The sequence below is a fragment of the Alteromonas gracilis genome, from assembly GCF_002993325.1.
Lineage (GTDB): Bacteria > Pseudomonadota > Gammaproteobacteria > Enterobacterales > Alteromonadaceae > Alteromonas > Alteromonas gracilis.
Window position 1 is genome coordinate 350074 of sequence record NZ_PVNO01000031.1, and the last position, 24583, is coordinate 374656.

Consider the following 24583-nt stretch of genomic DNA (forward strand, 5'->3'; position numbering starts at 1 on the left):
CGCTATGCTGGCCAGTGTGTCGTCTTTGACATATCCATATCGGTATGTTGAACATCTGGGCCCATGACAATGCGACTGCCTTTTTGGATGAACACTGCCACATCATTAAGTGCAAGTATTTCTTCCTTATATTGTTCTCCTTGCACGACGTCATCGGTACCAAAACGCACCCATTCACCTTTTGGCAAGTAGTACTTAATTTTTCCGCCAGGCACAACACAAGGTACGACAAGTAAATCATCACCGCACATAAATTGTTGTTCAAAACTGTGAGAAAGCGGCTGATCAGGAAAGGCTAACGCCATGGCGCGCTGAACTGGAAGGCCCGTAAGAGATGCCTTTTCTGCGGTTTCTTTTAAATAAGGAATAAGCTTGTAGCGTAGCTTTAATGCGTTAAACACTGCATCTGAAGCTTCATCACCATAAGACCAGGGTTCGCGAGGACCAATGCCGTGCAATCGCATGTGTGCGCTAAATACCGACGCTTGCGCCCATCTGACATATAGCTCTGCATCTCGGGTATCTTTGTAAAAACCACCGATATCCGTGGCGAAAAAAGGTCCGCCTGACATTCCCCAAGACAGGCTGCCACGAATACTTGCTGCGAGCCCGTGCCAATCGGCTTGTGGATCGCCGCCCCACTGTGAAGGATAACGCTGGCTTCCCGTCCATGCTGAACGGCTAAATAAGAACGGGCCAGTTTTGCAGTAAGCCTCGGCCGCCTCATAGACACAGCGGTTGTAGAGCATACTGTAAACGTTGTGCAGACGATTGCCTGAATCACCGCTGTAAGACAGCATATTGTCGTCTTCTAGCTGCTCGCCAAAGTCGGCTTTGATCATGTCTACGCCAAGATCAAAAAGCGGTTTATGCGAGGTTTTCCAAAACTCGTAAGCTTCGGGATTAGTAAAGTCTAAAATACCTGAGTCTGGTAGCGGTGTAAGTACCTCACCAAATGGGCTTAAATCCCATTCATAGCGATACGCTTCGCCAGTGCGTTTGTCTTTTATCAGCCAGCCTTTTTCTGCAGCTTTTTTATAGAGTGGGTTTTTCACTGAAATCATGGGGTATTCCCATACGCAGATTTTGAAACCTAGGGCTTTAAGCTCATCAATAACCGGCTGTGGATCTTCGTAGCGCTTAGGGTCCCACTCAAAAGCAAAGCGGGTATCGGTGTCTTGCCATGCGCGGCCATCGAGTGTTATTACATCGCAAGGCATATTCTTTTCGCGCACCTCTCGGGCAACGGCGAGTAGCTCATCAGCATCTTTATAATATGCCTTAGAAAGAATGACGCCCAAACTCCACGTAGGCGGCGTTGGCGCAAAGCCTGTTAATTCGCTGTAGGTTTGAAGGCTTTTAGCTGGCGAGTCTTGATGGAACAAGAATATGTCGAGTACTTCATCTTCAACCAAGCACACATACGCTCGCTGTGACCAGAGCGCATATCCTACACCATGAGTAACGGGAGCAGGCGTGTGTACAAAAAGGTTCCAACCTTCTGGGCTCCACGCGTAAGGCGTATTTTTGTATGACTTCTCTGCGTTTACGCCCAAGGCATCATGATTGTACGAGCGAATAAGTTGGCCGCGTTTATCAAGCTTGCCCCATTTCTCGCCAAGTCCATAAACAGCTTCGTCGTAGCTTAGCTCTAAACTTACTAACCAACCCTTGTCAGTTTTAGCAAACGGCGGTAAGCGATGCTGTCGCACAAAGTGGCCGTCAGTGGCGCTTTGCTGAACTAAAACGTCATTTTTATATAGTTTGAAATGAAGAGGAGCGGCAAAAATTTCTAATCGATAGTCACCTGCTGCCAGAGTACTGTGAGACTTATCACCGGAAAGTACCAATGTTTGTCTATCGGGTGCTTGTGTAAGCATTCCAAAGTCATCAGTTATGTTTGCATCACTTTGAATACGTAAACCAAACTGGCTGATACTTAGGCTCAACTCGCCGTGTTGCGTAGGGACGATAAGTGTTTTATCGTCAGACAAAAAGGGCTGCTCAGTAATGTCAGCGGCTTTAATATCGTTCCAATCTGGCTCAGTTACACAAAAAGCGTTACTCATTTTTACATTACCCTTGATGTCTTATATAAGACATAAGTTAATGAAATGTAACTTAGGTGTCAATCTGCAATTAGTAAATTATGAAGATTTAGATTCGGGGTGGCTTCGCTGTGATGCGTTTGTAGCTTATTAAGTTCTGTTCCTTATCACTGAAGTTTGGGTTAAAAGGGCTTAAAAGCTTATGTTTTTCACAATTAGCGTAACGCCACTTAGCGCGAGCATGGTTAACGCCAGTAATCTCACTGAAGATGCTGACACTCGCGCAGCCAGCACGCGGCCTACTCGTGTAAATATAAGAATGACTGGCACTGCGAGTAGTGCAGAAATCACAACGTCTATCGAGGGGAGTGTGCCGAAAGGTACTATGGCAAGACGTATCAATGCGGTTACGCTAAATACGGCCAACAATGTAGTGCGTATTTCATTTATCGGCCATGTTTGACGATAACACTGAAACACCACAGGAGGGCCAAAGGTCGAGAAAAGACCGCCGAGCAGCCCTCCTAAGGCGCCCGCAATAGAGAAACCAAAAGCGCGGCCTGATGGTTGTACTTGTTTTCTCTTTATTAAAAGTAGGCCGCAGCAGCTTAAAATAGCGAAGCCTAGTAACAGGTTTAACCACGTAGCCATACCTATCGATAAGTATTCTAGTAGCGCATAACCAATCGCCATAAAAGGAATGCCGCTAATAAGTATTATTTTAAATGCACGCGAATTAATTTGGTTACGATTTTTGGCAACTAAGCTAACCGAATTAAAAAGGCTTAAAAAGCTCACCATAAATGTTGTCGCGGTAAGCGGCATAATGCCGAATAAGGTAAAGCTAGATACCACCATTAACCCAAACCCAAACCCGCTAAGGGTTTGCAGGAGCGTCGCAAGACCTAGCAGCGCAAACATGGGCAGCATTGTTTCCAAAAGCATTTACGTTATTCCTATGATGTATGTGATTTAAATCAAAAATGCGCTATAACTCTTGTGTATGATATAAAAACAAAAATTAAGCATTTAGGTTAGGGTTCATGTCTTCATCTCAATTCGATCACAAACTCAGCGGTCCAAGTCTTGCCTTTCAGCCTCTATACCAACAGGTAGCTGAATATATCAAGCAGCTTATAGTTGAGCGTCGATGGCAACCCGGTGAAATGCTGCCTAGTGAGTTCAAACTTGCTGATGAATTCAACGTGAGTCAGGGAACGGTTCGCAAAGCGTTAACACTGCTTACTGACACTAAAATTGTAACCCGCAGGCAAGGCGTTGGTACATTCGTTTCTGAACATACCGCTCAAGATGCATTATTTCGTTTCTTTCCATTGCAAGCCGACGGAAAGGGTGCTGACTTACCTAAAGCAGAGCTAATAAGCAAAGAGCTGGTAGAGCCTAATGAAACGGTACAGGGGGCCCTTGCTTTAACGGCAAAGGATAAAACCGTGAAGCTTAAACGCAGGCGCATACTAGAAAACGAATTTTGTATGCTAGAGACTATTTTCCTGCCTTCCAAAATGTTTCTTGATATCGAAAAACGTGAAGACATTCCTCACACGTTGTACCATTTTTATCAGACTGACTATAACCAAACTGTTTTTAAAACCCGTGACAGCATCAAGGCTGTTCTTGCGTCAAAAAGTGATGCGAAAAGCTTGGGTATTGAAAAAGGAACACCATTACTTTTGGTCACCCGCGTTACTGAATCTATTGACGGCAAGTTAATTGAGTATCGCGAAAGTAAGTGCAGAACCGACCATTATCATTATCAAGTTGAACTTGATTAATTTGATACACCCTAAGGAACCTCCAGGCTGAGTCATCTAGACGGTGGCTTTGCGCTTTTCGCTTACATTATCTTCTGTTTTGCTTCTTCTGTCGCTCATTCTTCACGCTAGAAAGCCGCCCCCTAGGTTGCTACTACTCTAAGTTACCCACGGCCTGAATTAAAAAGCTTACGGCATGTATCAATTCAGGTACCTTGATGCTAGCGCTAATCTTTTTATTTAGCTTGTTAACAGTTTGTTGACATAACAATGTCTGTGTAATAACTTATGTCTTATACAAGACTAAAGTTTGAAGCTGAATTTATACAAGAGCATACTGATAAAGTAAAACAAATTAGCTTAATGCAACAAATTCTAAGGTGAATGAAACAATGAATAAGATACCAGAGGTAGGTTTTGGCTTTTGGAAAGTAGATACTGCCATTTGTGCCGAAATAACTTATCAAGCCATCAAAGCTGGCTATCGCCATTTAGATTGCGCAGCAGACTATGGTAATGAAAAAGAAGTGGGCGAAGGTATAAAGCGCGCAATTGATGATGGTTTATGTACCAGAGAAGAGTTGTGGGTAACATCAAAGCTTTGGAATACCTTCCACGCCCCAGAACACGTTGAGCTGGCGCTTGAAAAAACGCTATCTGATTTACAGCTAGACTACCTAGATTTATACCTAATCCATTTCCCAATTGCGCAAAAATTCGTGCCAATCGAAACACGATACCCGCCTGAATGGTTCTACGAACCAGATGCTGCTGAACCTAAAATGGAGCTTGCTCCTGTACCGCTTCACAAAACATGGGAAGCCATGGAGGCGCTAGCGGATAAGGGGAAAATTAAACAAATAGGTGTATGCAACTACAACACAGGCTTGCTTAACGACCTAATGAGTTACGCGCGTATCAAGCCGGTCATGCTGCAAATTGAATCTCACCCCTATCTTACCCAAGAACGTTTAATTCGCTTAGCGAAAGACTATGGTTTAAACGTCACTGCGTTCTCTCCTTTAGGTGCGCTTTCATACTTAGAGCTTGAAATGGCTGATCAGACGGAATCAGTGCTAGAGCAAAGCGTAGTAAAAGCTGCGGCAAAAGCCCATGATAAAACGCCAGCGCAAATTGTATTGCGTTGGGGTATTCAGCGCGGTAACGCCATTATTCCGAAAACGTCAAAAGTGGAACGTATGAAAGAAAACTTGGCGCTTTTCGATTTCTCACTTAGCGACAGTGAAATGCAGGCAATTTCTGCGTTAAACATGAACCGTCGATTTAACGATCCGGGTCACTTCTGCGAAGCAGCCTTTAATCGTTTCCACCCCATTTACGACTAGGAGTAAATTATGAAAAACGTCAATGACAGCTCTGCGGTAGCGTATGCAAGCGTACCTACACAGCACAACTATAACGGCGGCGTATTCCCTGAAATAGTCGTGAACAATGAAAACTGTTCCACCGTAGAGGAAACCGTTGCCTTTGTTAAAGCAAATCAAGCAGAACTTGAAGCAAAGCTTGCTAAATCTGGTGCGCTGCTTTTCAGAGGGTTTCCTCTTGATTCGGCAGAGACCTTTGACGTTTTTTCAGCAGGCTTCGGCTATCCTAACTTTACTTACCAAGAGTCGCTGTCTAACGCGGTGCGTATCAATTATACCGAACGGGTGTTTACCGCAAACGAAGCGCCTAAAGATGTTGAAATTTTTCTTCATCACGAAATGGCGCAAACGCCTATTTCTCCCAGTAAGCTTTTTTTCTTCTGTAAAACTGCAGCGGATGAAGGAGGAGCAACGCCCCTGTGTCGCTCAGATAAATTATTTGAAGCGTTGAAAGCTGAAAACCCAGCACTAGCAAACGATTTCAAAGAGAAGGGGCTGAAGTACACGACCACAATGCCAGCAGCAAATGATGCCAATTCTGGTCAAGGGCGCAGTTGGAAAAGTACGCTTAGCGTTGAGACGGTGGAAGAAGGCGAGGCTAAACTTAAAGAATTAGGTTATAGCTGGGAATGGTTGGAAGATGGCAGCTTAAAAGCTATCACTCCCGTACTGCCTGCGGTCATCGAGTTAGAAGACGGCTCTGAAGTGTTTTATAACCAACTTATCGCAGCCTATATGGGCTGGAAAGGCGTTCGCGAGAACCCATCCTCAGCAATAACGTTCGGCGACGGTAGCGCTATCCCAAAAGAGGGGTTAGAGCGTGTAGCTGAGCTATCAGAAGACTTTACGTTTGACTTAGAGTGGCAAGATGGAGACGTAGCAATTGTTGATAATTATCGCGCAATGCACGGGCGTCGTCCTTACTCTGGTGACCGCAAGCGTGTAGTACTTGTGGCCTTGGTTGCGTCAGAGCGATGATGGCATGAATGACATAGCAGTAAAGTGTAAAAACATTTGGCCTGGGCTGGGTATTGCTACCATCACAGGCATGGCGGCGCTGTTTTTAAGTGAGCACTACAATGCCCCTGCTATGTTGTTCGCATTATTGTTAGGCATGGCGGTATCGTTTCTTTATCAAAACGATACGCCATGCGCTTGCGGTATCGACTTTACTGCAAGTACGCTGCTTCGCGCGGGTGTCGTTTTGCTTGGCTTAAGAATAGCCCTAGGTGATTTAGCGGTATTAGGTTGGCAAACAGCACTCATGCTCGCTGGCGCCATATTCACCACTATTGTTTTGGGTGTGGGACTGGCAAAATTATTAGGACTTCAAAAGCGTTTCGGAGCGCTTACTGGTGGCTCCGTCGCTATTTGCGGAGCCTCTGCAGCCCTTGCCATCTCTACTATTCTTCCGAAAGGTGAAAACCACGAGCGAGATACGTTACTTACCGTTATCGGCGTAACGGCTATGTCTACTATTGCCATGGTGCTTTACCCGATAATTGCTGGGCAGCTAGGTATGACAGATACCGAAGCTGGCATCTTTCTAGGCGGTACAATTCACGATGTAGCACAGGTAGTAGGTGCAGGTTACTCAGTGTCAGAAAGCGCTGGTGATATGGCGACACTGACCAAATTGGTTCGCGTTGCCATGCTCATGCCGGTGGTATTGATCATGATGCTTGTCATCAAGCGTTTCTATAAAACCAATACCCAAGCTGAGGGCGGTGAAGTACCTAAAATGCCGCTGTTTCTCATCGGGTTTATTACGTTAATGCTGCTCAATAGTTTTGTAACGTTACCTGAATTTGTGATTGAAGCAGGCACGCAGGTTTCTCGTTTCTTTCTGGTGGTTTCCATTACTGCTATCGGCATGAAATCAAACCTGGGCAAGCTTGCCGAAGTGGGTGTGCTCCCCATTGTCATGATAGTCGTTGAAACCCTATGGATTGCGCTGCTTATTCTTGGTTTTCTTTATGCCATGTAAAGGCAGTTCATCATTTTACAGCTGCACGTTCTGCACATAATGCGTTTGTATCGATAAGGTGGTCTAAGTGAAAAAACACGGTCTTCACGAACTTTATGCTAAAGACCCTGTAAAAGCCGACGAACAGGTTTTTCAGCGAACTAGCAACACGCTGACCCGGCGCGGTTTTATTAAAGGCCTGAAGTCCCTGTCTTTGTTGCTTGGCGCTGAAGTCGTTTATGGTCAATTTATGCCGGCAGGTTTTATTCCTGCTGCATTTGCCCAGTCAGAAACGCCATTTTCTATAGATGGCAAGGATGGCTTAACCATACTCAACGACAGACCACTAAACGCAGAAACCCCCGCACATTTATTGGATGATGCGGTGACACCCGCCTCGCGCTTTTTCGTGAGAAATAACGGTATTCCCCCGCAAGCACCAGATGCAAACAGCTGGACGCTTACTATTGAAGGGGAGTCTGCAGCACAGTCGAAGACCTTTACCCTTGAAGAGCTTAAAGCTCAATTTAAGCATTATACCTATCAGCTAACGCTAGAGTGCGGTGGAAACGGGCGTGCCGAGTTCTCTCCGGCAGCCACAGGTAATCAGTGGACAACGGGGGCGGTAGGCTGTCCAAGATGGACTGGGGTACGGCTCAAAGACGTACTAGAATCAGTGGGAGTAAAGGATGATGCGGTTTACATTGGTTATTACGGTGACGATCAACATTTAAGCCGAACGCCGGGCAAAGCGGCTATTTCACGTGGCGTGCCCATCGACAAAGCGATGGAAGATGAGTCGTTAATCGCATGGGCAATGAATGATGAACCGCTTCCCTTAATGAACGGCTATCCGCTTCGACTTGTATTTGGCGGCTGGCCTGCATCAACGTCAGGAAAATGGCTTAAGAAAATAGTTATTCGAGATCGCATTCACGACGGTGCGAAAATGCTAGGAAAGGCCTATCGGGTTCCATGTAAACCTGTCGCACCTGGCGCTAAAGTCGCCGAAGAGGACATGTGTATTATTGAAGCCATGCCGGTTAAGTCGCTAATTACGTTCCCTAAGTCTGGCAGCGACCACCCTCTGGCAAAGAAGCTAGACGTTCGCGGTCATGCTTGGAGTGGCGAGGGCAAAATAGCCAAGGTGTTTACCTCTATTGATTTTGGGCAAACATGGCAGTTGGCTCATTTGAGTGCGCCAGCAAACAGGCATGCGTGGCAGCAATTTCGTGCACAGGTTAATTTTCCTCAACAAGGCTATTATGAGGTGTGGGCGAAAGCACAAGACGAACATGGAAAAGCACAGCCTATGGTTTTGCCCGGGTGGAACCCCAAAGGTTACTTAAATAACGCCTGTCATCGAATTGCTATTCGCGTTGTGTGAAAGTAATGATCCCAGTTTTTGAAAGGGCGAGTGCTTCGTGAATAATCTCAATAGACAACCGTACATCTCTGGCTTACTTGTTTTTATTGGCTTTATTTTATCTTTTGCCGCATTTCATACCAGCTATGCGAGGGCGGGCGAAAAAGGACAGGTAATCAAGGGCACGTCAATAACTGTTGCCAAACCTGAAATAGACGCCCAGTCTGGTTTGGTGAAAGCAGAAGGCTTTAATCTAGTACTCGCCCATTGTAGCGCATGCCACTCTTCTTCTCTTATTACACAAAATGCTATGAGTCGAGAGCGCTGGTTAGACACTATCCGATGGATGCAGGAGACCCAAAAATTGTGGGCTCTAGGAGAAGCTGAACCTGTTATTCTGGATTATTTATCAACCTGGTACGGACCGAAAAAAAGTGCAAGGCGCCCTCAGCTTTCCCCTCACTTATTACCTAAACAATGAACTAGAAAGAATTTAGACGAGTTTTTTCTTAAGCTTCTCAATTTTATACCGATATTTAGATAACAACGCTACTTCAGGCTAATAGGTAAATTGCCTGAAAATCTGTTAATGTAAAATTAATTTCATAAATACACTGGTAATCAAAAAATGTTTGTATCTCGCAGTAAATACGAAGAAAAAGAATCTCAAGTGCGGGCGTTAGAGGCAAGAGTTCAAGATGCGCTAGATAAAATTGAGCGACTCGAAGCTGAAAACAGCCAGCTAATAAATACAATAGAAACTGCGAGTAATCAAAGCTCATCGGTCGCTGATTCTACCGTAGTAAGATGCTTGATAGATGCGCTAAGACAATTAGAGGGTGTGAGAGAGACCGTTCTAAGTTCTTATGAACGAATCAATGCAGAAAGCCAATCTATTGTGAATATCAATGATTTATTCAGCGAATCAGCTTCTACACTGAACAAAATTGTTTCAGATATGAGCGGTCTTAATGTACAGATGGGGAGTATGAGCGAGCGTATTTCTGGCTTATCTACTACTGCTGACAATATCAACAAGTTCGTGACCACCATTACAAGCATTTCAGATCAAACCAACCTCCTTGCACTTAATGCGGCGATTGAGGCTGCGCGAGCGGGAGATGCAGGAAGAGGCTTTAGCGTAGTGGCCGATGAGGTTCGCGCACTAGCGACTGAGACAAACAAATCAGCAACGGAGGTCTCTGAGCTGGTTAACGGTATTATCCAGTCGACGTCTAAAGCTGTTTCTGGTGTGAATCAGCTTCGCGGTAACAACGAACAGTTAGAGAAAGGCATCAATCAACTCAATGGCAGTTATGAAACCATGGTACAGCACTGCGATAGTATGAAATCTACTATCAGCGAAGGTGCAATGGCTACATTTATTCAAACTGTTAAGTTAGACCACGTAGTATGGAAAGCTGATGTCTATTCAGTCTTGTGTGGATATAGCACCAAATCGCTTTCGGAATTTAGCGACCACGTAAGCTGTCGTTTAGGGCAATGGTATCGTGAAAATGCGAGTAAACCTATTGGGCAGACTGCTGCTTTTAGAGAGATTGATGCACCACATGCAAAAGTGCATAGCAGCGGCGTAGCTGCTATTCAAGCTAAACAAAATGGCAATGATGATGAATCAGATGCTAAGCTTTTAGAAATGGAACAGGCAAGCGAAAGGGTAATGACGCTACTTGATAGGCTACTTGGTTAGCCTATTCAAACTGGTATCAGTTTGGTAGGTCAGCAAAAATTCTTCGTTAGCAAACACAGCGTTGGGCTTCTCATTGAGTGAATCATCAAAATCCACTGAACAAGAGCGCATTTTAGCGTTAGAAGCCCGCGTTAATTCCCTAGAGCGTCAGTTAAAACGCCAGAAATCGGCGCGAAAAAACGCCGAGTCATTCCTCGAAACCTACTCCCAAGATGCGTATCTCGCGAACCAAGCGTTAAGAAAAGCCCTCAACGACTCAAAGAAGCGGGAACGTGAACTGCTTTATCTTAATCGTACCGCGTCCAAACTTACTCAGGCAAAATCTGCGAAAAGTCTCATAATTTCAGCCCTTGAGTCTGCGGTAGAATTTAGCGGTGCATATTGTGGTAAAGCCTTCTCGGTTAAAAATGGAAAATTATGCTTAGGTGGTGACGACCGTGTTTTGGTAGATGGACAAGGTTGGGTAACATCTCATGCTTTATCGGAATTAATGTTAAAAGAGACGCCATTAGAGTTGAGAGAAAGCTATTCTCATTGGTGTGTGAGTGTCGTAACGCGGCCAGACACAAATCAAGAAGCTCGCTTGCTACATTTTATGCATGAAATGTCAGAAGGCCAATATACGTGGTTGGTACTACTCACCAAGGATGATCATCTCGAAGAAGAGACACTGTATGTGTTAGACACAACAAAGCACTATTTAAATATCACCTCCCGATATCAAAATAAAAAGAGTGAGCTGAGTATTAGGCAAAACGAATTAAGTCGCATTAAAAAAGACCGCGATTTTTTAGAAGAAAGGCTTGTTAGTGCAGATAAAATGGCAATGCTTGGGCAACTTGCCGCCGGTATTGCTCATGAAATTAACAACCCCATTGGCTATGTGCGCAGTAATACTGTAGTGGCTAAAGATATTTTTAACGAATATCAACGTGCGCTAGACGAAATTGGCGGCCTATGTATAGTTGCGGGTGGTGAAGTAGAAGAAAAGTTCTTACAGCTTGAGAAACGTTTTGCTTTGCGTGAAAGCGCTTCAGAAATCACCGAAATGTTTGATGAATCTCAAGAAGGAATAGAGCGAATAATAGACATAGTCAAAGCTCTGCGCAGCTTTTCCTATCCTAGTGGGGGAAAGTATTCTGAAATTAGTGCCATCGAAGCAATGAACACGGCTATCAAGCTAACTAATAACCTGCATAAATATCGTAATAACGTTGTGTTCGACGCGCCAGCAGAAGATGTTTACTTCAATGGAAATTCAGGTCAAATACAACAAGTGCTGGTTAACCTTTTAACCAATGCTATTCACGCCACGCCGCAAGATAAAAAAATAGAATTACGAATAGAAAAGAGCGAATACAATTTGTTCCTTATCATCGATGATGAAGGCGAAGGTATGTCGCAAGAGGTCCAAAACAAAATATTCACGCCCTTTTTTACGACTAAACCTGTGGGTGAGGGGACCGGATTGGGAATGTCAATCTCAATGACCATTATCGAAGAGCATAATGGCAAGATAGATATCGTTAGTGATGAGGGCAAAGGTACAAAAGTCACGGTCGTTTTGCCTTTCATCTAAAGTACAATGCCTTACTCTAAGTTTTTGGTAAAATTATAATTTTTTCTAATTTACTCTCCGCACTAGACAGAAGCGTTTTATGATCTAGTCTTATGAGAAAGCATTGCTTCCAATAAAACGGACCCACGCTTTGCGAATTGGAGACAGTAATAAATGAGAAATAACCAGCCAATTACACAAAAGGAATATAAGTTTCCTACTCACCATCGCCTTATCTCTTCCACGGATAAGCGTGGCGTTATACAGCATTGTAACGATGAATTTGTAGAGGCAAGTGGCTTCAACAGAGATGAACTGATTGGCAAAAACCATAACATCATAAGACACCCTGATATGCCTTCAGCGGTGTTTAAGGAAATGTGGCGGACCTTGGAGTCTGGGCAAAGTTGGCTAGGGCTGGTTAAAAACCGACGAAAAAACGGTGATCATTACTGGGTGTCAGCCTTTGTTACGCCTGTTTATCAAGGGCAAACTATAGTCGGGTATGAGTCTGTTAGAGTGCCAGCTTTAAATGAAGAGATTCAGCGAGCTTCCGATATTTATGGCAGGTTACAACAAGGAAAGTCTGCAGTATCACCAGTCTCTCGCTTTGCGGATATGTTTAAGCAGTTACTTCCGTCTTTGGCTATTGGTGCACTTATAATTGCTGTACTTGGTGTTACCCATGGCTTAGGGGCCGGGGCGATAGCGTTGGTCGGAGCGCTAGCATTAATAACTGTTCAACAGCTACAAAATAAGAAAGATTGGAGTGCAGTACTTTCACTCAGTCCAGAAAGCTATACCGATGAAACGGTGGCGCAAACTTACTTTTCCGACCCCACGCATATTGCCAAGGTTAAACTTGCTCTCGGGTGTGAGCTTGCCCGCAATCGCACTGCGCTTACACGAATTAAGGATGCGTCGGCGAGCTTAGACAGAATCGCCAAAACAACTCACGAGCAAGCGGAAGGGACCAGCGCAGCGGTTGTACAGCAGAACCAAGCAACACAACAAATTGCCTCTGCGGTTACGCAAATGAGCCAGGCTATTCAAGAAGTCGCGGAGCGTGTAGAAAGCAATGCTAAAAGCGCCCAGTCTGCCGCAGAAAATGTCGCTACAGGCAATAAAAAAGCAGAGCAGGCGATGCAAGCGATTGTCGAATTGCGTGAAGCGGTTCAGTCTATTTCAAAAACAGTCACAGAACTGGCGCAATCAACGACTGATATCGGCGAAGCGGCAAACATAATTTCTACAATAGCTGAGCAGACTAACTTGCTTGCGCTCAATGCTGCAATTGAAGCGGCAAGGGCAGGCGAGCAAGGACGAGGTTTTGCTGTCGTTGCTGACGAAGTGCGCACATTAGCTTCAAAGACCCGAGAGTCGACAGATAAAATTCATAATATTATTAGTGAGTTGGCTGAGCGTTCAGAGCGTGCAGTGAGGGTTTCTAATGAAGGGCTTGCGTCTGCCGAGAACGGCAGCGCTATTGTAGAAGAAACACGGGGCGCACTATTTGAAATAAACACCGCCGTTAAAGGTATTGCTGACGCCACAGTTGAAATGTCTTCGGCGGTGGAAGAGCAAAGTACTGTAGCAGAACACATCAATCAACAGCTGGTTGAGGTCGCTGACGGTGCGGCAGAGACCCAGCGCTCATCAGAGGCGTCACTAGTTGCAAGTGACGATTTACGTAAAACTGTGACGCAGGTAAACGAGCTTATTATTCGGTTTAGTTCAAATCGCAGAGTAGGAGAATAAAACCGTTGTCACGATAAGGTTATCAATGCTGACTTAAACCTGCATGTAACCCGCGTTTGTAAGCAGTAATAGCGGGGAAAAGAGACACGAGGTAGGTACAGCTTAATATTAACAAAATGATGATGGCACTGCTTTTACCGAACAATGGGCTACTTAAAAATAGCCCATAGGTGCCGCTAAGCCACGGCTTGAGTGCATTCATTAACGCTCCCACTAATCCAATACTTAAAACAGCACTTATTATCGTAAGCAACATAGCTTCAATTTGAACAAGTAAAAGCAATGTAAAGGGCCTTGCACCAATAGTTCTTAAAATCGCTATTTCTTGATAGCGCTCGCGCATTGTTGCCAAAAGCATAGTGGCAAGACCTATTAAGGCGCAAATGACAATCAACCCAGATAAACCTAACAGTAAGGCTTCAATATTCCCCATTATTTGCCACAGTTCGGCAAGCGCCATGCCTGGTAAAATAGCCATTAGCGGCTCTTTTTTACTTTGATTGATTTGGTATTGAAGTTGTAGTGCGGTGATACGGCTTTTAAGCCCTAACATTACGACAGATACCGACTGTGGCGTAAAAGCGTCGCTATCGTAATTAACTTGAGTAAGCTCATCATGCTCATGCTCATGCTCATGCTCATGCTCATCAGAAGTCTTGATATGATTGTCGGCCGGCTTCCTCACTATAGAGGCCGTTGCCTGCTGCGAACCTGAGTGTGCTTCTTGCAAGCCTTGCAGCGTAACATATACGGCTTTATCAACAGGTGTACCTGTTTTTTCTAAAACTCCAGAAACAACGAAAGGATGTTTGTCGTGGTTATTAAATGAAACATTACCCAAGCCATGAGAAATGACCATCTCATCGCCAACGCCGTAACCTAATTTTGACGCAATATCAGATCCGATAACAGCAGATAAAGGCTGGTTGAATACACCTCCTGCAGATAAGGCCAAATGCTGCATATCACCATACTTAAAATGCTCAAAAAAGCTGTTAGTTGTGCCAACAACTCTAAATCCTCGATGTGTATCGCCCAAGGAGAGTGGGATTAACCAAGAAACTTGGTTATTCGTCTTAAGCGACTCAACACTTTTATAGTCAATGCCTTTTGTTGGAGTACCAATATTAAACACAGAGGACAATAGCAAATTGAGCTGCCCACTTGGTGCACCCACAATAAGGTCTACGCCGGAAACGGTGCGGGTAAAACTCGTTTTTACCTGATTGCGCACAATATCTACGCAAAGCAACAAACTAATGCTGATAGTTATACTCAAAATCGTAAGTATCGCAGTTGCTTTCCTGCGCTTTAAACTTTCTATTGCGATGGTGCTGAGCATCAGGCGCGCTCCTGCATAGGATTAGTAGTATCTTTGCTTGAAGACGAGGCGGAGTTGCCGAGAGAGCCATTTAGTTGAGAGATACTACAATGATGCTCGAAATAACTTTTCATTGCCTCGTCATGACTTACAAATATCATAGTACTGTCGGCCGCGACGTCTTTTAGCAACGACATAAAGCTGTCCCTTGCGTCAGTGTCTAATGCTGATGTTGGCTCGTCGATAATCAATAATTGTGGGTCGTTAATAAGCGCACGGGCTATTGCTACACGCTGTTGTTGACCAATGCTGAGAGTATCGGCCTTGGCGTGTAGCAAACTATCTGATAACTGAAGCCGGTTCAGCAGCTGATAAGTTGCAGCTGTAACCTCTTTCGTATTTTTGAAGTTCCCATTGTTAGCAAAATAGACCGCAGCGTTAATGTTTTGCGCAACAGAAAGATAAGGAATGAGATTGAACTGCTGAAATACTACGCCAATATTGCGCGCTCGAAATGTGTCTCTTTGTCGGTTAGATAACGAAGAGAATGGCTGCTCTAATAACGAAATTTTACCCTTTGATGGTGTTAGCGTGCCGCATAGTAGGTTGAGCAGGGTACTTTTACCGCTACCGGAGGGCCCAGAGAGAAATATATGCTCTCCTTTCGGGATCTGCCATTTCTTGATATCGAGTATGGGTTTACTCTTTTTAGAATACGCAAACTGTAAGTTAGTTACTTCAATAGCGGTAGTACACTCAACTTCTCTGTGTTGAACCCTTTGCTTTTTTTCACTTAAATCCACGTTTCGCTCGACCCGTCTACACGTCAAAAAATTAGAATAAGCAGAGATGAAGCAGCTCATCGCAACCGTAAATAAGTTACCGCTTTATGGTGATGTTATCAAATAACATCACCATAAAGCGGCAATTGATCTTATTATTCGCTTGTACTAACGACGTAGTAAATCGGAAAGCGTAAATTAACTAGCCGTTAGCCTGAAGCTTTACCACTTCTGCGCTCTCATCTTCAAGTACGCTTTCAGCTGTGGCGCCTTTGAATATCTTGCTAATTTTATCTTTGTTTTTCGACAGCATAATTGTCAACTCTTCTACGACGCTGTCTTCTAGCTTAATGCCTTTAGCGTAAATATAGTTTGCTAAGTTGTCTGCTGCATCAAGCATTTTATCGTACTGATCGGCTTCTTTTTTGTCGGTAGTTACCAATTTTTCTACCCCTTTGTGCGTAACAACATACTGTGTGGTAATGGCCATGGTAGGTCCCCTATTTATTTAAGAGACAAAAACTGTACAGTATTTAACTGTATAGATAAACAGTAATTGGTAAAATATTATTGCTTAATAATGTTGATAGACTCAAGTATTATGCTTTAGTCAAAATAGATTAGTTTTTTTGATTACAAGACTACCTTCGCTGGTTCAATCAGTATGGCATCTATTAGTGCCATTGGCTCATAGGCTCAAACAGGATAGACAGACACGACTTTGTTTTATCCCATTAAAGGAATTAATAAGGCGACTGATATGAGCACGGAAATTCAAAGAGATATTCAGGCGATAGTGTCAATAGATGCCATCCCACACATCATGCAAATATTGGCAAGTAGCTTGCAGCTTCGTTTTATCTGTGTCGCTAGAGTAACTGAGCAAGCATGGACCATGTGTGCTGTTTTAGATAAAGCAGACTTTGGGCTAATGCCAGGCGATCACTTAGAAATAGACACAACATTTTGTCGTACGGTGCGCGCAAGTAAAAAAGAAATCGTGATAAATCACGCATCTGCTGACAAAGAATATCGCGACAATCCAATACCTATAATGTACGGATTCGAAAGTTACTTCTCTTATCCTATCTTTGATGCAAACGGCGAGTTCTTCGGTACCTTGTGCGGTCTAGATCCTGAGCCAAGAGAACTTCGTAACGCAAAAGTTCATGGCCAAATAAGTGCGTTTGCGAAACTTATCTCAAATCAAATACTGTTGAGCGACCATATCGAGCAAACCCATGCTCAACTTGACGATGCGAAAAAGATGACGCGCCTGCAAGAGCAGTACATCGCTATATTAGGTCATGATATTCGTACGCCTTTGTCTTCAATTCAAATTGGTATTAACTTTTTAGACGATGTTATAAAAGACAGTGAAATAGCTAGCACAATACAAGTTCCAGTATTTAAAGCTGTTTCACGAATGAAAAATAGCGTGCAAAGAATGACGCGCTTGATAGAAGATGCAATGGACTTTACTCATAGTCGGGTAGGTAAGGGGTTGCCGGTTGAACTCGCTATTTCACATGACCTGTCAAAGCAGCTGCATTACACAATAGAGGAATTGGCTACAGCTAACCCGCAAGCGACGATAAATATTCATATTGATATTGCCTATGGCTTAGTGTGTGATGAAAAACGAATTTGCCAGTTACTTTCCAATTTGTTGAAAAATGCGTTAGTCCATGGTGATCAGACCCAACCTATTTACGTTAAAGTAATCACCAATAACACTGAGTTTCTATTAAGTGTAACTAATAGCGGAACAGCAATTTCAGACGAATCTAAGACTAGGCTTTTCCAGCCTTTTTGGCGCAAAGAAGAGAGCGATAAAAAAGAAGGGTTGGGACTAGGGCTTTTTATTGCCTCCGAAATTGCGAGTGCCCACGAAGGAGCAATAACAGTCTCCTCAGATTCTAAAAACACGGAATTTACTTTTACCTTCCCATTGAGCCAGCCTCTATCAAACGTTTGCAAAAACGTGTCTTACTAACCGCAGATACGCTGGGTCTGTTGATTAATGCTTGTGCAACGATGTAAGTGTGCGTATAATGCGCGCCCTTACAGCCATCCCAATTCGTTCCTTGTCTCCATACAGTCGGCTGTACTGTCGAGGCTACAACCGTAAGGAGCTATAATGCGTCATTACGAAATCGTATTTATGGTTCACCCTGATCAGAGTGAACAAGTACCTGGTATGATCGAGCGTTATACTACAATTCTTAAGCAAGACGGTGGTCAGATTCATCGTTTAGAAGATTGGGGCCGTCGTCAACTGGCTTACCCAATTGAAAAGCTGCACAAAGCCCACTACGTACTAATCAATGCTGAAGCATCTGCAGAAGCTGTTGATGAATTGGAAAATGCTTTCCGTTTCAACGACGTGATCCTACGTAACATGGTTATGCGCACTAAGACTGCTGTGACTGAGCCTTCTCCAATGATGAAAGAAGAGCCTCGTCGTGAGCGTCGTGACGATTCTGCTCCTCGCCAAGACCGCGCGGAAAAGAAAACTGAAACCACTGAAGACAACGCTTAAGGAGATCACCCATGGCTCGTTTTTTCAGACGTCGTAAGTTCTGCCGTTTCACTGCAGAAGGTGTGACTGAGATTGATTACAAAGATATCGCTACTCTTAAGAACTACATCACTGAGAGCGGTAAAATTGTCCCTAGCCGTATTACTGGTACTAGCGCAAAATATCAGCGTCAGCTGTCTTCTGCGATCAAGCGCGCACGTTTTCTTGCGTTGCTTCCGTACACTGATTCACACAAGTAATTTGGCGAATATAAGGGTTAGCTAAGATGAATATCATCCTACTAGATAAAATCGCCAACCTTGGCGGCCTGGGCGACCAAGTGACTGTTAAGTCTGGTTACGCTCGTAACTTCCTTTTCCCACAGGGTAAAGCGGTTCCTGCAACTAAAGACAACGTTGAAAAGTTCGAAGCACGTCGTGCTGAACTTGAAGCGAAAATTGCTGAGCAACTAGCTGCTGCTAACGCACGCGCTGAAAAAGTTGCTGAGCTTGCTGAAGTTACAATCGCAGCACCTGCTGGTGACGAAGGTAAACTATTTGGCTCTGTTGGTACTCGTGACATCGCTGATGCAATCACTGCAGCTGGCGTTGAAGTACAAAAAGCAGAAGTTAAACTACCTACTGGTACTCTTCGCGAGACTGGTGAGTATGACATCGACTTACAACTTCACTCTGACGTTATCACTTCAATTAAAGTGATCATCATTGCTGAAGCGTAATCGCTGACGTATTCGAAAAAAGCCGCTCCTAGAGCGGCTTTTTTTTACTTGTAAATTCACGTCTACTCGCTTGCTGCCTAAAAATAAAAGGAACAGCCGTTCCTGCATTCCCACGCTTCTCTAGGAAACTTGCCAGTGCCTTCTGAGTCGGTACTTATCTATGCGGATTGGTATAAGAGATAGTTCAAGAAAAATGCTATCGGCGCTTCGCTTGATATTCACAATTACTAATCAAATAGATAAGTCGTCACTCATTGATACTTCACTCAGATACACACATCCACATCTTCTTATCGTCTTGTTACAAATAAAAGGTGGTGAATTATAGCGTGCTGTTTAGACTGTAGACTTCCGCCGCAAAGCTTTAATGAGCGAGAAATAAAGGGACTAAAACAAGTGAAGCAGTATATCGCCATCTATTTTATATCAACCTGCATGCTCGTTGGGTGTGCAACACCTAATCGAACAACGAGAGTTGACGATAGCAGTGCGGTGGTCATTTACAGTGATGAGGTTGGCTACGAGGATAGGTTCAGCAATCTTTACAATGACTTCAGAGATTATCCCGTTACTTGCACTGATGATTGCTATCCGGCGTCTGCCGATATCAAGTGTGAAAGCGACATGCAAAACTGTCAGTTCGTTGGCAATAATCCGCAGGTTAATTTACGCGCGGGGTTTACCGTTACCTGGTTAGGGCACGCAAGCTTTATACTTAATACAACAGGTGGTGAGCAAATACTTATAGACCCGGTGTTTGGTCAGTTTGATTGGCCGGTTAACTGGGCTTTTCGGTTGGCCGAAGGGTTCAGCCGCAATGAACCCGCTGAGGTAGGTGAAGCAAAACTTGCTCAAACCGATGCCATAGTCTATTCCCATATTCACTATGATCATTTTAATAAAGCAGATATTGCCGAATTAGGAACTACGCCTGCGTACCTAGTTCCGCTTGGGTTTGCAGAGCACTTTCCTGATAGAGGTTTTACTATCAACGAGATGGCGTGGTATACCAGCAAAAAGATAGGCAAAACCTCTATTCACTTCGTGCCAGCCCATCATTTCAGTAACCGGATTTGGGTACCTTATTTATACGAAGATGACAATGCAACACTGTGGGGCGGTTGGGTATTTGAGCACGAAGGCAAAACGTTGTTTTTTGCAGGCGATACGGGATATTCTCCGCACTTCAAAGATATTAAAGACCGCTTTGGTGACATAGATGTGTGCTTGTTACCCATAGCGTCTTATTTCAGCGAAACCTCACCTAAATGGTATCGCAAGGTCCATACTACGCCAGAAGATGCCATTGTTGCGGCTGAAGATCTAGGCTGTAAAGTGGTAGTGCCCTGGGGGTATGGAAATGCTAGCTGGATGATGGGCGACAAAACGTCACATTCTGCGCTATTCCGACTGATGAAAATGAAGCAACAGCTCAATACGTCTGTACCGTGGGTTATTTTAAATGAAGGCGGGAAAGTATCTTTTTAAGAGTTAATAAGATTATCTTGCGTGGGCACAAAGGAGTGGTTACTCTTTAATCTACTAAGGGATGGTTTTATATTCAGGGGATGAATTTGTTAAAGTTTGGAACTGCGGCGTTAATTGTGTTTTCGGTAACTTTATGCGCCTACGCGGGGATTTTTATACACTTATCTAGCCAAAGTCCTACCCGTGCGCCTGCGCCTTTCACTGCATGCTTAGACAATTGCACTATGAACCTAGAGTACCGAGTTTCTAAAACCTATCAGCGCACCATGGTGAAAAATACACTCAACCAAATTTTCACATCCTATGTTGAAGCAGATGTTGGATATTATCTTTATTGCAACGACAAAAGCTGCAGGCTTTGGGTGTATGTAAACACGCCTTCAAAATTAGAGCCGATTCTCCATCGCTTAGAGAATGAAGTATCACCAATATTGGACAACGAGTCGCAATATCACATTGATAACGAAGCTAATCTAAATTACTCATTATATACCTATACCCAAAAGCGCCCTATCAACGCGCCTTGAGCGAGATTTTCGCGCATTTCTGCCGCCATTCATCGTCAAGAACAGTGAGTTGGGCCAGTTGTCCAGCGAGTGCTTTGTCGGCTTTGGTATGAGCACACTGCATCAGCGTGTGCACGTTAACCGTATTGTCTTCTCGGTGGAGTAATGTTACCTCGTCGCCTAGATTTATGGTTCCCGTTTTTATGACGCGGTAATACCAGCCAGTGATACCTCGTTCGCCCACAAATCTGTCTAAATTCGGAATATTAAACCGCTGAGAAATTTTACTGCAGGGCGCGCGCGGCGAACTCACTTGTAGCTCTACGTCGCCGAATTTCCAGATATCGCCGATATAAACGGTGGCATCGTCCATGCCCTCCACACTGATGTTTTCGCCAATACTGCCTAGAGAAAACTCGCCTTCAGGAAAGTGTTTTCTTAACGTTAGATAATTAGTGGGGTTGAACTGATGTAGCACTTTTTCAGGGCCGCCATGTAAGCGTTTGTTGGCTTGTTCGTCTTCATCGGTTCTATCCATGTGTACCGTTAACGTATCAACAGGGCTTTTAACAATACTACTTGGTGCCCCACGAGGGCCCAGTGGCTGAGGTTTTCCAGCGAATAAAGCATTAACGGCAAATGTGGCAGACATGGAATCTCCGAAAAATATTTTTGTGCATTTAAACCTTTCCATTATAGGGTACGACTAACCTTATAACACTAACAAGTGCTAATGCTAATCGGCACCACAAATAACAAAGAGAAAAGAATGGAACACACACAACAACGTGTTGTACACGCCAATGTGGTGTTTGGTAACAAAAGCGAACACGAGCTGATATGTAAAACTAAAGAGGGCGACAAGCAGGCGTTTCGGACTCTTTACGACGATCATATTGGGCGAGTCTATGCGTTATGTTATCGGCTAACAGGTGAAAAAGGAATGGCGGAAGATGCCTCGCAAGAAGTCTTTATTCAGCTATGGAAAAAAATCGCTAACTTCGATGGCCAAAGCCAATTCTCGACATGGTTACATAGTGTAACGGCGAACATTGCTATTTCTTACATGCGTAAACAGAAAGGGTGGGTACAACGCATGTTCAATTTGGAAAATAGCGGTATTAATGAGATGCCAGCTGAAGAGAATAGCACCGATGTTGACTTAGAAGCATTGATCATTCGCCTTCCTGAGCGAGCAAGAATGGTTTTTGTGCTCCATGCACTTGAAGGTTACCGACACGAAGACATTGCCAAAATGTTGAATATGGCAGTGGGCTCAAGCAAAGCACAATTTTTCCGTGCAAAGCAATTATTGAAAGAATTTATGGGAGTCGATGATGAGTGATTTTGATGACAAGCTTGCTCGGCATATTTCAGCGCTATCGAAAGAGAAACAGCCCGAGCGAGTTCTATGGCGCGGTATAGAGCTAGGTATAACATCGGCTCAAAACCCAGCATCTAATGATGACGTCTCACCATCTACGGTTACATCGAGACAGTGGATAGCGATAGCCGCAAGCGTTTGCTTGGTCACTGTACTGTGGTTCGCAGCACCCTTTGCGTTTAAAGCTGATGAAAGTCGAAGTGATGGCTACGCGCTTATTAATGCGATGAGCGTGCAGCAACAGCAGCAAGTAAATAGTTTGCTCGCTAGTTATCAAAGCACACCTGCGCTTACCCAAGATTGGCAAGAACAACTGAAAGAATTAGACGATGCTGCTGATGTTATCAAGGCAGCGTTGAAAGACGATCCAGACAACTCAGCATTAATCAAAATGCTGCATCATGTATATCAACAGCAAATTGCCTTAATTGAGCGAGTGCACGCGCCAAAGTGGCAGCAAATTTAATAAGGGTTTAACGATGAATATAAATACGAAGAATGCATTTTTGCAAACACTTAGGACGCCTGTTGGAGTCAAAGTATTACTATCTACTGCGCTGTTCACTATTGCCACTGCGGCGTTTGCAGGAGAAAAAGTAGACAAGACGATCGATACATCGTCTTCGCCGAAAGTCGACATTGAGCACATTAATGGAAAAGCTGATATTCGAGTATGGGATAAGTCTCAGGTTCGGGTCACCGGTGAACTCGGCGACCAAACTGAGGAATTTATCTTCGAAAGACGGGGAGATGTTGTTGTTATACACGTTGAAGTTGAGCGCAATTCGAAGAGCTGGTTTAACAAAGGAAAAGATGGAGACGACCTCGTTATTTATATCCCTTCGGCAAGCGATCTTCATTACACTGCAGTTAATGCAGACCTCACTGCAGAAGGTATAACAGAAGCGGTAGACGTTGAAGTGGTAAATGGCGACGTGATTCTTAAAAATATCGGTGAGCGGGTCGAGGTCGAGTCGGTCAATGGCGATATCGTCCTTGAGAATGTGAGAGGCCGTTTAGAGGCGGAAACAGTTAATGGCGAAATTGAAGCGTCACACTCAGGTAAAACGCCCGTTAGCTTTGCATCAGTGAATGGCAAGCTCGACATTACTTCCGACAGTCCAGACGTATCGGTAGAAACAGTGAATGGCCGAATTGATTTATCACTACAAGTGGTTGATGTGCTGCAAATAAATACGGTTAACGGCCGGACTTACGCAAGTCTAGGTCTCAATAAAAACGCTAGCGTAAAAGCAAACTCTGTAGGCGGTGCAATGGAGTTTATTTTTCAAAACGGTGTATCTGCACAATTTGATATTGAGACTCACGCTGGCGGTAATATTGTAAATAATATCAGTGATGAACAGTCCCAAAAGCCAAAATATGGCCCGGGTAGCTGGCTACGGTTTATTTATAACGGCGGTGCAGCGAACGTCGATATTTCTACAGTGCATGGGCGCATTGAAATAGATCAAAAGTGAATAAGGTATAGATTGTTTAATTGAGGCTTTAGCTTGAAAAAAACGATTTAAACCATATTTATTGATTAGAATATGTTGTGACAAGTAAAAGGCTGCGTATAGATGCAGCTTTTTAATTTTGTCGCTCATTGGTGATGTTTGAACGTTTAATCAGAACTATAACAATACTCGAAAGCTCTATATCTACGTGATTTCTAGTGAACTTTATAGATGGTTTCTACGTTAAACTATCTGATTTTAATAAGTTTTATGTGTGGAGAATAGATTGAGTATTGTTGGACACGTCAAAAGGTTTTGGCGATTTCACAGCCTGATTATTGGTGCGTTTGGGATCTGTGCGTTAACCTTAGGTTGTGCTGTTCAAGAGCCTGCTTATTACGAAGGGACTTGGGTAGTAACTAAAGCCTATAATATGGGTATTAGTGCCCACTCAGCATCCGAAGCAGAGCAGTTTCTTGGCCGCTCTGTCACCTACGAACAAAGTGTTGCAAAACTAGATCAAGCGTTCTGTGAGTCACCCGTTTATACATCTCAGAACATAACGGGCGAAGAGTTTTTCGCTGCTTATAGAACGTCAGCATCGTCATTAGGTTTTAGTGATGACAAAATCACCCAAGTGGACTTGGGGTGCTCGGATAATAGCGCTGTCATTGGATCTACGCTAATTTTTCAAGAAAACAGCAACGCCTACACACTCGTTGACGGCACTTTTCTCAAGTTAGAAAAAACGCTTTAAGCCCTGCCGCTTTTTCAGGCTTTCGGAATAAAAGACCTGCTTCCTTTGTTGAGAGATGTGC

Annotated in this window: 25 protein-coding genes; 19 read left to right on the forward strand and 6 right to left on the reverse strand. The window is 44.0% G+C overall.

What is annotated here, in order from left to right:
* Positions 1 to 2 precede the first annotated feature (2 nt).
* A complete protein-coding gene (locus C6Y39_RS18165; protein WP_105932618.1) occupies positions 3 to 2069 on the reverse strand; it encodes a glycoside hydrolase family 31 protein in 2067 nt (688 codons plus the stop codon).
* Positions 2070 to 2240: 171 nt separating this feature from the next.
* Entirely contained in the window at positions 2241 to 2993 is a 753-nt protein-coding gene (locus C6Y39_RS18170) for a sulfite exporter TauE/SafE family protein (RefSeq protein WP_105932619.1), read from the reverse strand.
* A gap of 98 nt (positions 2994 to 3091) precedes the next feature.
* Between C6Y39_RS18170 and C6Y39_RS18175 the strand changes: the two genes are divergently transcribed.
* From C6Y39_RS18175 to C6Y39_RS18215, 9 genes are all read left to right on the forward strand, one after another.
* Positions 3092 to 3841: a GntR family transcriptional regulator gene (locus C6Y39_RS18175; protein ID WP_105932620.1), complete on the forward strand. Its 750-nt coding sequence runs from the start codon at positions 3092 to 3094 to the stop codon at positions 3839 to 3841.
* 371 nt (positions 3842 to 4212) lie between these two features.
* Positions 4213 to 5166 (forward strand): aldo/keto reductase, encoded by a 954-nt coding sequence (locus C6Y39_RS18180; protein ID WP_105932729.1) that lies wholly within the window; start codon positions 4213 to 4215, stop codon positions 5164 to 5166.
* A 9-nt stretch (positions 5167 to 5175) separates the two neighbouring features.
* Complete coding sequence (locus tag C6Y39_RS18185; RefSeq protein ID WP_105932621.1) at positions 5176 to 6183, forward strand: TauD/TfdA family dioxygenase; 1008 nt, start codon at positions 5176 to 5178, stop codon at positions 6181 to 6183.
* Positions 6184 to 6187: 4 nt separating this feature from the next.
* Positions 6188 to 7192: a YeiH family protein gene (locus tag C6Y39_RS18190; RefSeq protein WP_105932622.1), complete on the forward strand. Its 1005-nt coding sequence runs from the start codon at positions 6188 to 6190 to the stop codon at positions 7190 to 7192.
* A gap of 67 nt (positions 7193 to 7259) precedes the next feature.
* Positions 7260 to 8558, forward strand: a complete 1299-nt coding sequence (locus tag C6Y39_RS18195) for a sulfite oxidase (RefSeq protein ID WP_205664223.1) — start codon at positions 7260 to 7262, stop codon at positions 8556 to 8558.
* A 37-nt stretch (positions 8559 to 8595) separates the two neighbouring features.
* Complete coding sequence (locus tag C6Y39_RS18920; RefSeq protein WP_240618933.1) at positions 8596 to 9018, forward strand: hypothetical protein; 423 nt, start codon at positions 8596 to 8598, stop codon at positions 9016 to 9018.
* A gap of 147 nt (positions 9019 to 9165) precedes the next feature.
* The gene (locus C6Y39_RS18205; RefSeq protein ID WP_105932623.1) at positions 9166 to 10248 is read left to right on the forward strand and encodes a methyl-accepting chemotaxis protein; all 1083 of its coding nucleotides are present in this window, start codon (positions 9166 to 9168) and stop codon (positions 10246 to 10248) included.
* Positions 10249 to 10321: 73 nt separating this feature from the next.
* Positions 10322 to 11827 carry a sensor histidine kinase gene (locus C6Y39_RS18210; RefSeq protein WP_105932731.1) on the forward strand — a complete coding sequence of 502 codons (1506 nt, stop codon included), beginning with the start codon at positions 10322 to 10324 and terminating at the stop codon, positions 11825 to 11827.
* A gap of 153 nt (positions 11828 to 11980) precedes the next feature.
* Positions 11981 to 13564 carry a methyl-accepting chemotaxis protein gene (locus C6Y39_RS18215; RefSeq protein WP_105932624.1) on the forward strand — a complete coding sequence of 528 codons (1584 nt, stop codon included), beginning with the start codon at positions 11981 to 11983 and terminating at the stop codon, positions 13562 to 13564.
* Positions 13565 to 13586: 22 nt separating this feature from the next.
* On the opposite strand, the gene C6Y39_RS18220 is transcribed toward C6Y39_RS18215, so the two are convergent.
* From C6Y39_RS18220 to C6Y39_RS18230, 3 genes are all read right to left on the reverse strand, one after another.
* On the reverse strand, positions 13587 to 14906 hold the full coding sequence (locus C6Y39_RS18220) for an ABC transporter permease (RefSeq protein ID WP_105932625.1): 1320 nt from the start codon (positions 14904 to 14906) through the stop codon (positions 13587 to 13589).
* Positions 14906 to 15688, reverse strand: a complete 783-nt coding sequence (locus C6Y39_RS18225; RefSeq protein WP_240618934.1) for an ABC transporter ATP-binding protein — start codon at positions 15686 to 15688, stop codon at positions 14906 to 14908. The genes C6Y39_RS18220 and C6Y39_RS18225 overlap by 1 nt, the downstream gene beginning before the upstream one ends.
* Positions 15689 to 15869: 181 nt before the next feature.
* Positions 15870 to 16157: a YebG family protein gene (locus tag C6Y39_RS18230; protein WP_105932627.1), complete on the reverse strand. Its 288-nt coding sequence runs from the start codon at positions 16155 to 16157 to the stop codon at positions 15870 to 15872.
* 270 nt (positions 16158 to 16427) lie between these two features.
* On the opposite strand from C6Y39_RS18230, the gene C6Y39_RS18235 reads away from it, so the two are divergent.
* The 6 genes from C6Y39_RS18235 (at position 16428) to C6Y39_RS18260 (ending at position 20942) form a co-directional block, all read left to right on the forward strand.
* Positions 16428 to 17663 carry a GAF domain-containing sensor histidine kinase gene (locus C6Y39_RS18235; RefSeq protein ID WP_105932628.1) on the forward strand — a complete coding sequence of 412 codons (1236 nt, stop codon included), beginning with the start codon at positions 16428 to 16430 and terminating at the stop codon, positions 17661 to 17663.
* 144 nt (positions 17664 to 17807) lie between these two features.
* A complete protein-coding gene (gene rpsF / locus C6Y39_RS18240; protein ID WP_014951120.1) occupies positions 17808 to 18209 on the forward strand; it encodes a 30S ribosomal protein S6 in 402 nt (133 codons plus the stop codon).
* A gap of 11 nt (positions 18210 to 18220) precedes the next feature.
* A complete protein-coding gene (gene rpsR / locus C6Y39_RS18245) occupies positions 18221 to 18448 on the forward strand; it encodes a 30S ribosomal protein S18 (RefSeq protein ID WP_012519954.1) in 228 nt (75 codons plus the stop codon).
* A 26-nt stretch (positions 18449 to 18474) separates the two neighbouring features.
* Positions 18475 to 18927: a 50S ribosomal protein L9 gene (rplI, locus tag C6Y39_RS18250; RefSeq protein WP_012519953.1), complete on the forward strand. Its 453-nt coding sequence runs from the start codon at positions 18475 to 18477 to the stop codon at positions 18925 to 18927.
* Between the two features lie 435 nt (positions 18928 to 19362).
* Positions 19363 to 20415: an MBL fold metallo-hydrolase gene (locus C6Y39_RS18255; protein WP_105932732.1), complete on the forward strand. Its 1053-nt coding sequence runs from the start codon at positions 19363 to 19365 to the stop codon at positions 20413 to 20415.
* A gap of 80 nt (positions 20416 to 20495) precedes the next feature.
* On the forward strand, positions 20496 to 20942 hold the full coding sequence (locus C6Y39_RS18260; protein WP_105932629.1) for a hypothetical protein: 447 nt from the start codon (positions 20496 to 20498) through the stop codon (positions 20940 to 20942).
* Here the strand turns inward: C6Y39_RS18260 and C6Y39_RS18265 are convergent.
* Positions 20929 to 21573, reverse strand: coding sequence for an MOSC domain-containing protein (locus C6Y39_RS18265; protein WP_105932630.1), 645 nt, complete (start codon positions 21571 to 21573; stop codon positions 20929 to 20931). The genes C6Y39_RS18260 and C6Y39_RS18265 overlap by 14 nt on opposite strands.
* A gap of 117 nt (positions 21574 to 21690) precedes the next feature.
* Between C6Y39_RS18265 and C6Y39_RS18270 the strand changes: the two genes are divergently transcribed.
* The 4 genes from C6Y39_RS18270 to C6Y39_RS18285 all read left to right on the forward strand — a co-directional run bounded on the left by C6Y39_RS18270 (position 21691) and on the right by C6Y39_RS18285 (position 24522).
* A complete protein-coding gene (locus C6Y39_RS18270) occupies positions 21691 to 22266 on the forward strand; it encodes an RNA polymerase sigma factor (protein WP_105932733.1) in 576 nt (191 codons plus the stop codon).
* Positions 22259 to 22771, forward strand: a complete 513-nt coding sequence (locus tag C6Y39_RS18275) for a hypothetical protein (protein ID WP_105932734.1) — start codon at positions 22259 to 22261, stop codon at positions 22769 to 22771. Before C6Y39_RS18270 ends, C6Y39_RS18275 begins: the two co-directional genes overlap by 8 nt.
* 13 nt (positions 22772 to 22784) lie before the next feature.
* Entirely contained in the window at positions 22785 to 23786 is a 1002-nt protein-coding gene (locus tag C6Y39_RS18280; RefSeq protein WP_105932631.1) for a DUF4097 family beta strand repeat-containing protein, read from the forward strand.
* A gap of 265 nt (positions 23787 to 24051) precedes the next feature.
* Entirely contained in the window at positions 24052 to 24522 is a 471-nt protein-coding gene (locus tag C6Y39_RS18285) for a hypothetical protein (protein WP_105932632.1), read from the forward strand.
* Positions 24523 to 24583: the final 61 nt, after the last annotated feature.

Coding starts and splice junctions, on each gene's coding strand:
- C6Y39_RS18165 (WP_105932618.1), bottom strand. CDS start 2,069: ATGAGTAACGCTTTTTGTGTAACTGAGCCAGATTGGAACGATATTAAA.
- C6Y39_RS18170 (WP_105932619.1), bottom strand. CDS start 2,993: ATGCTTTTGGAAACAATGCTGCCCATGTTTGCGCTGCTAGGTCTTGCG.
- C6Y39_RS18175 (WP_105932620.1), top strand. CDS start 3,092: ATGTCTTCATCTCAATTCGATCACAAACTCAGCGGTCCAAGTCTTGCC.
- C6Y39_RS18180 (WP_105932729.1), top strand. CDS start 4,213: ATGAATAAGATACCAGAGGTAGGTTTTGGCTTTTGGAAAGTAGATACT.
- C6Y39_RS18185 (WP_105932621.1), top strand. CDS start 5,176: ATGAAAAACGTCAATGACAGCTCTGCGGTAGCGTATGCAAGCGTACCT.
- C6Y39_RS18190 (WP_105932622.1), top strand. CDS start 6,188: ATGAATGACATAGCAGTAAAGTGTAAAAACATTTGGCCTGGGCTGGGT.
- C6Y39_RS18205 (WP_105932623.1), top strand. CDS start 9,166: ATGTTTGTATCTCGCAGTAAATACGAAGAAAAAGAATCTCAAGTGCGG.
- C6Y39_RS18215 (WP_105932624.1), top strand. CDS start 11,981: ATGAGAAATAACCAGCCAATTACACAAAAGGAATATAAGTTTCCTACT.
- C6Y39_RS18220 (WP_105932625.1), bottom strand. CDS start 14,906: ATGCTCAGCACCATCGCAATAGAAAGTTTAAAGCGCAGGAAAGCAACT.
- C6Y39_RS18230 (WP_105932627.1), bottom strand. CDS start 16,157: ATGGCCATTACCACACAGTATGTTGTTACGCACAAAGGGGTAGAAAAA.
- C6Y39_RS18235 (WP_105932628.1), top strand. CDS start 16,428: ATGAGCACGGAAATTCAAAGAGATATTCAGGCGATAGTGTCAATAGAT.
- rpsF (WP_014951120.1), top strand. CDS start 17,808: ATGCGTCATTACGAAATCGTATTTATGGTTCACCCTGATCAGAGTGAA.
- rpsR (WP_012519954.1), top strand. CDS start 18,221: ATGGCTCGTTTTTTCAGACGTCGTAAGTTCTGCCGTTTCACTGCAGAA.
- rplI (WP_012519953.1), top strand. CDS start 18,475: ATGAATATCATCCTACTAGATAAAATCGCCAACCTTGGCGGCCTGGGC.
- C6Y39_RS18255 (WP_105932732.1), top strand. CDS start 19,363: ATGCTCGTTGGGTGTGCAACACCTAATCGAACAACGAGAGTTGACGAT.
- C6Y39_RS18260 (WP_105932629.1), top strand. CDS start 20,496: ATGAATTTGTTAAAGTTTGGAACTGCGGCGTTAATTGTGTTTTCGGTA.
- C6Y39_RS18265 (WP_105932630.1), bottom strand. CDS start 21,573: ATGTCTGCCACATTTGCCGTTAATGCTTTATTCGCTGGAAAACCTCAG.
- C6Y39_RS18270 (WP_105932733.1), top strand. CDS start 21,691: ATGGAACACACACAACAACGTGTTGTACACGCCAATGTGGTGTTTGGT.
- C6Y39_RS18275 (WP_105932734.1), top strand. CDS start 22,259: ATGAGTGATTTTGATGACAAGCTTGCTCGGCATATTTCAGCGCTATCG.
- C6Y39_RS18280 (WP_105932631.1), top strand. CDS start 22,785: ATGAATATAAATACGAAGAATGCATTTTTGCAAACACTTAGGACGCCT.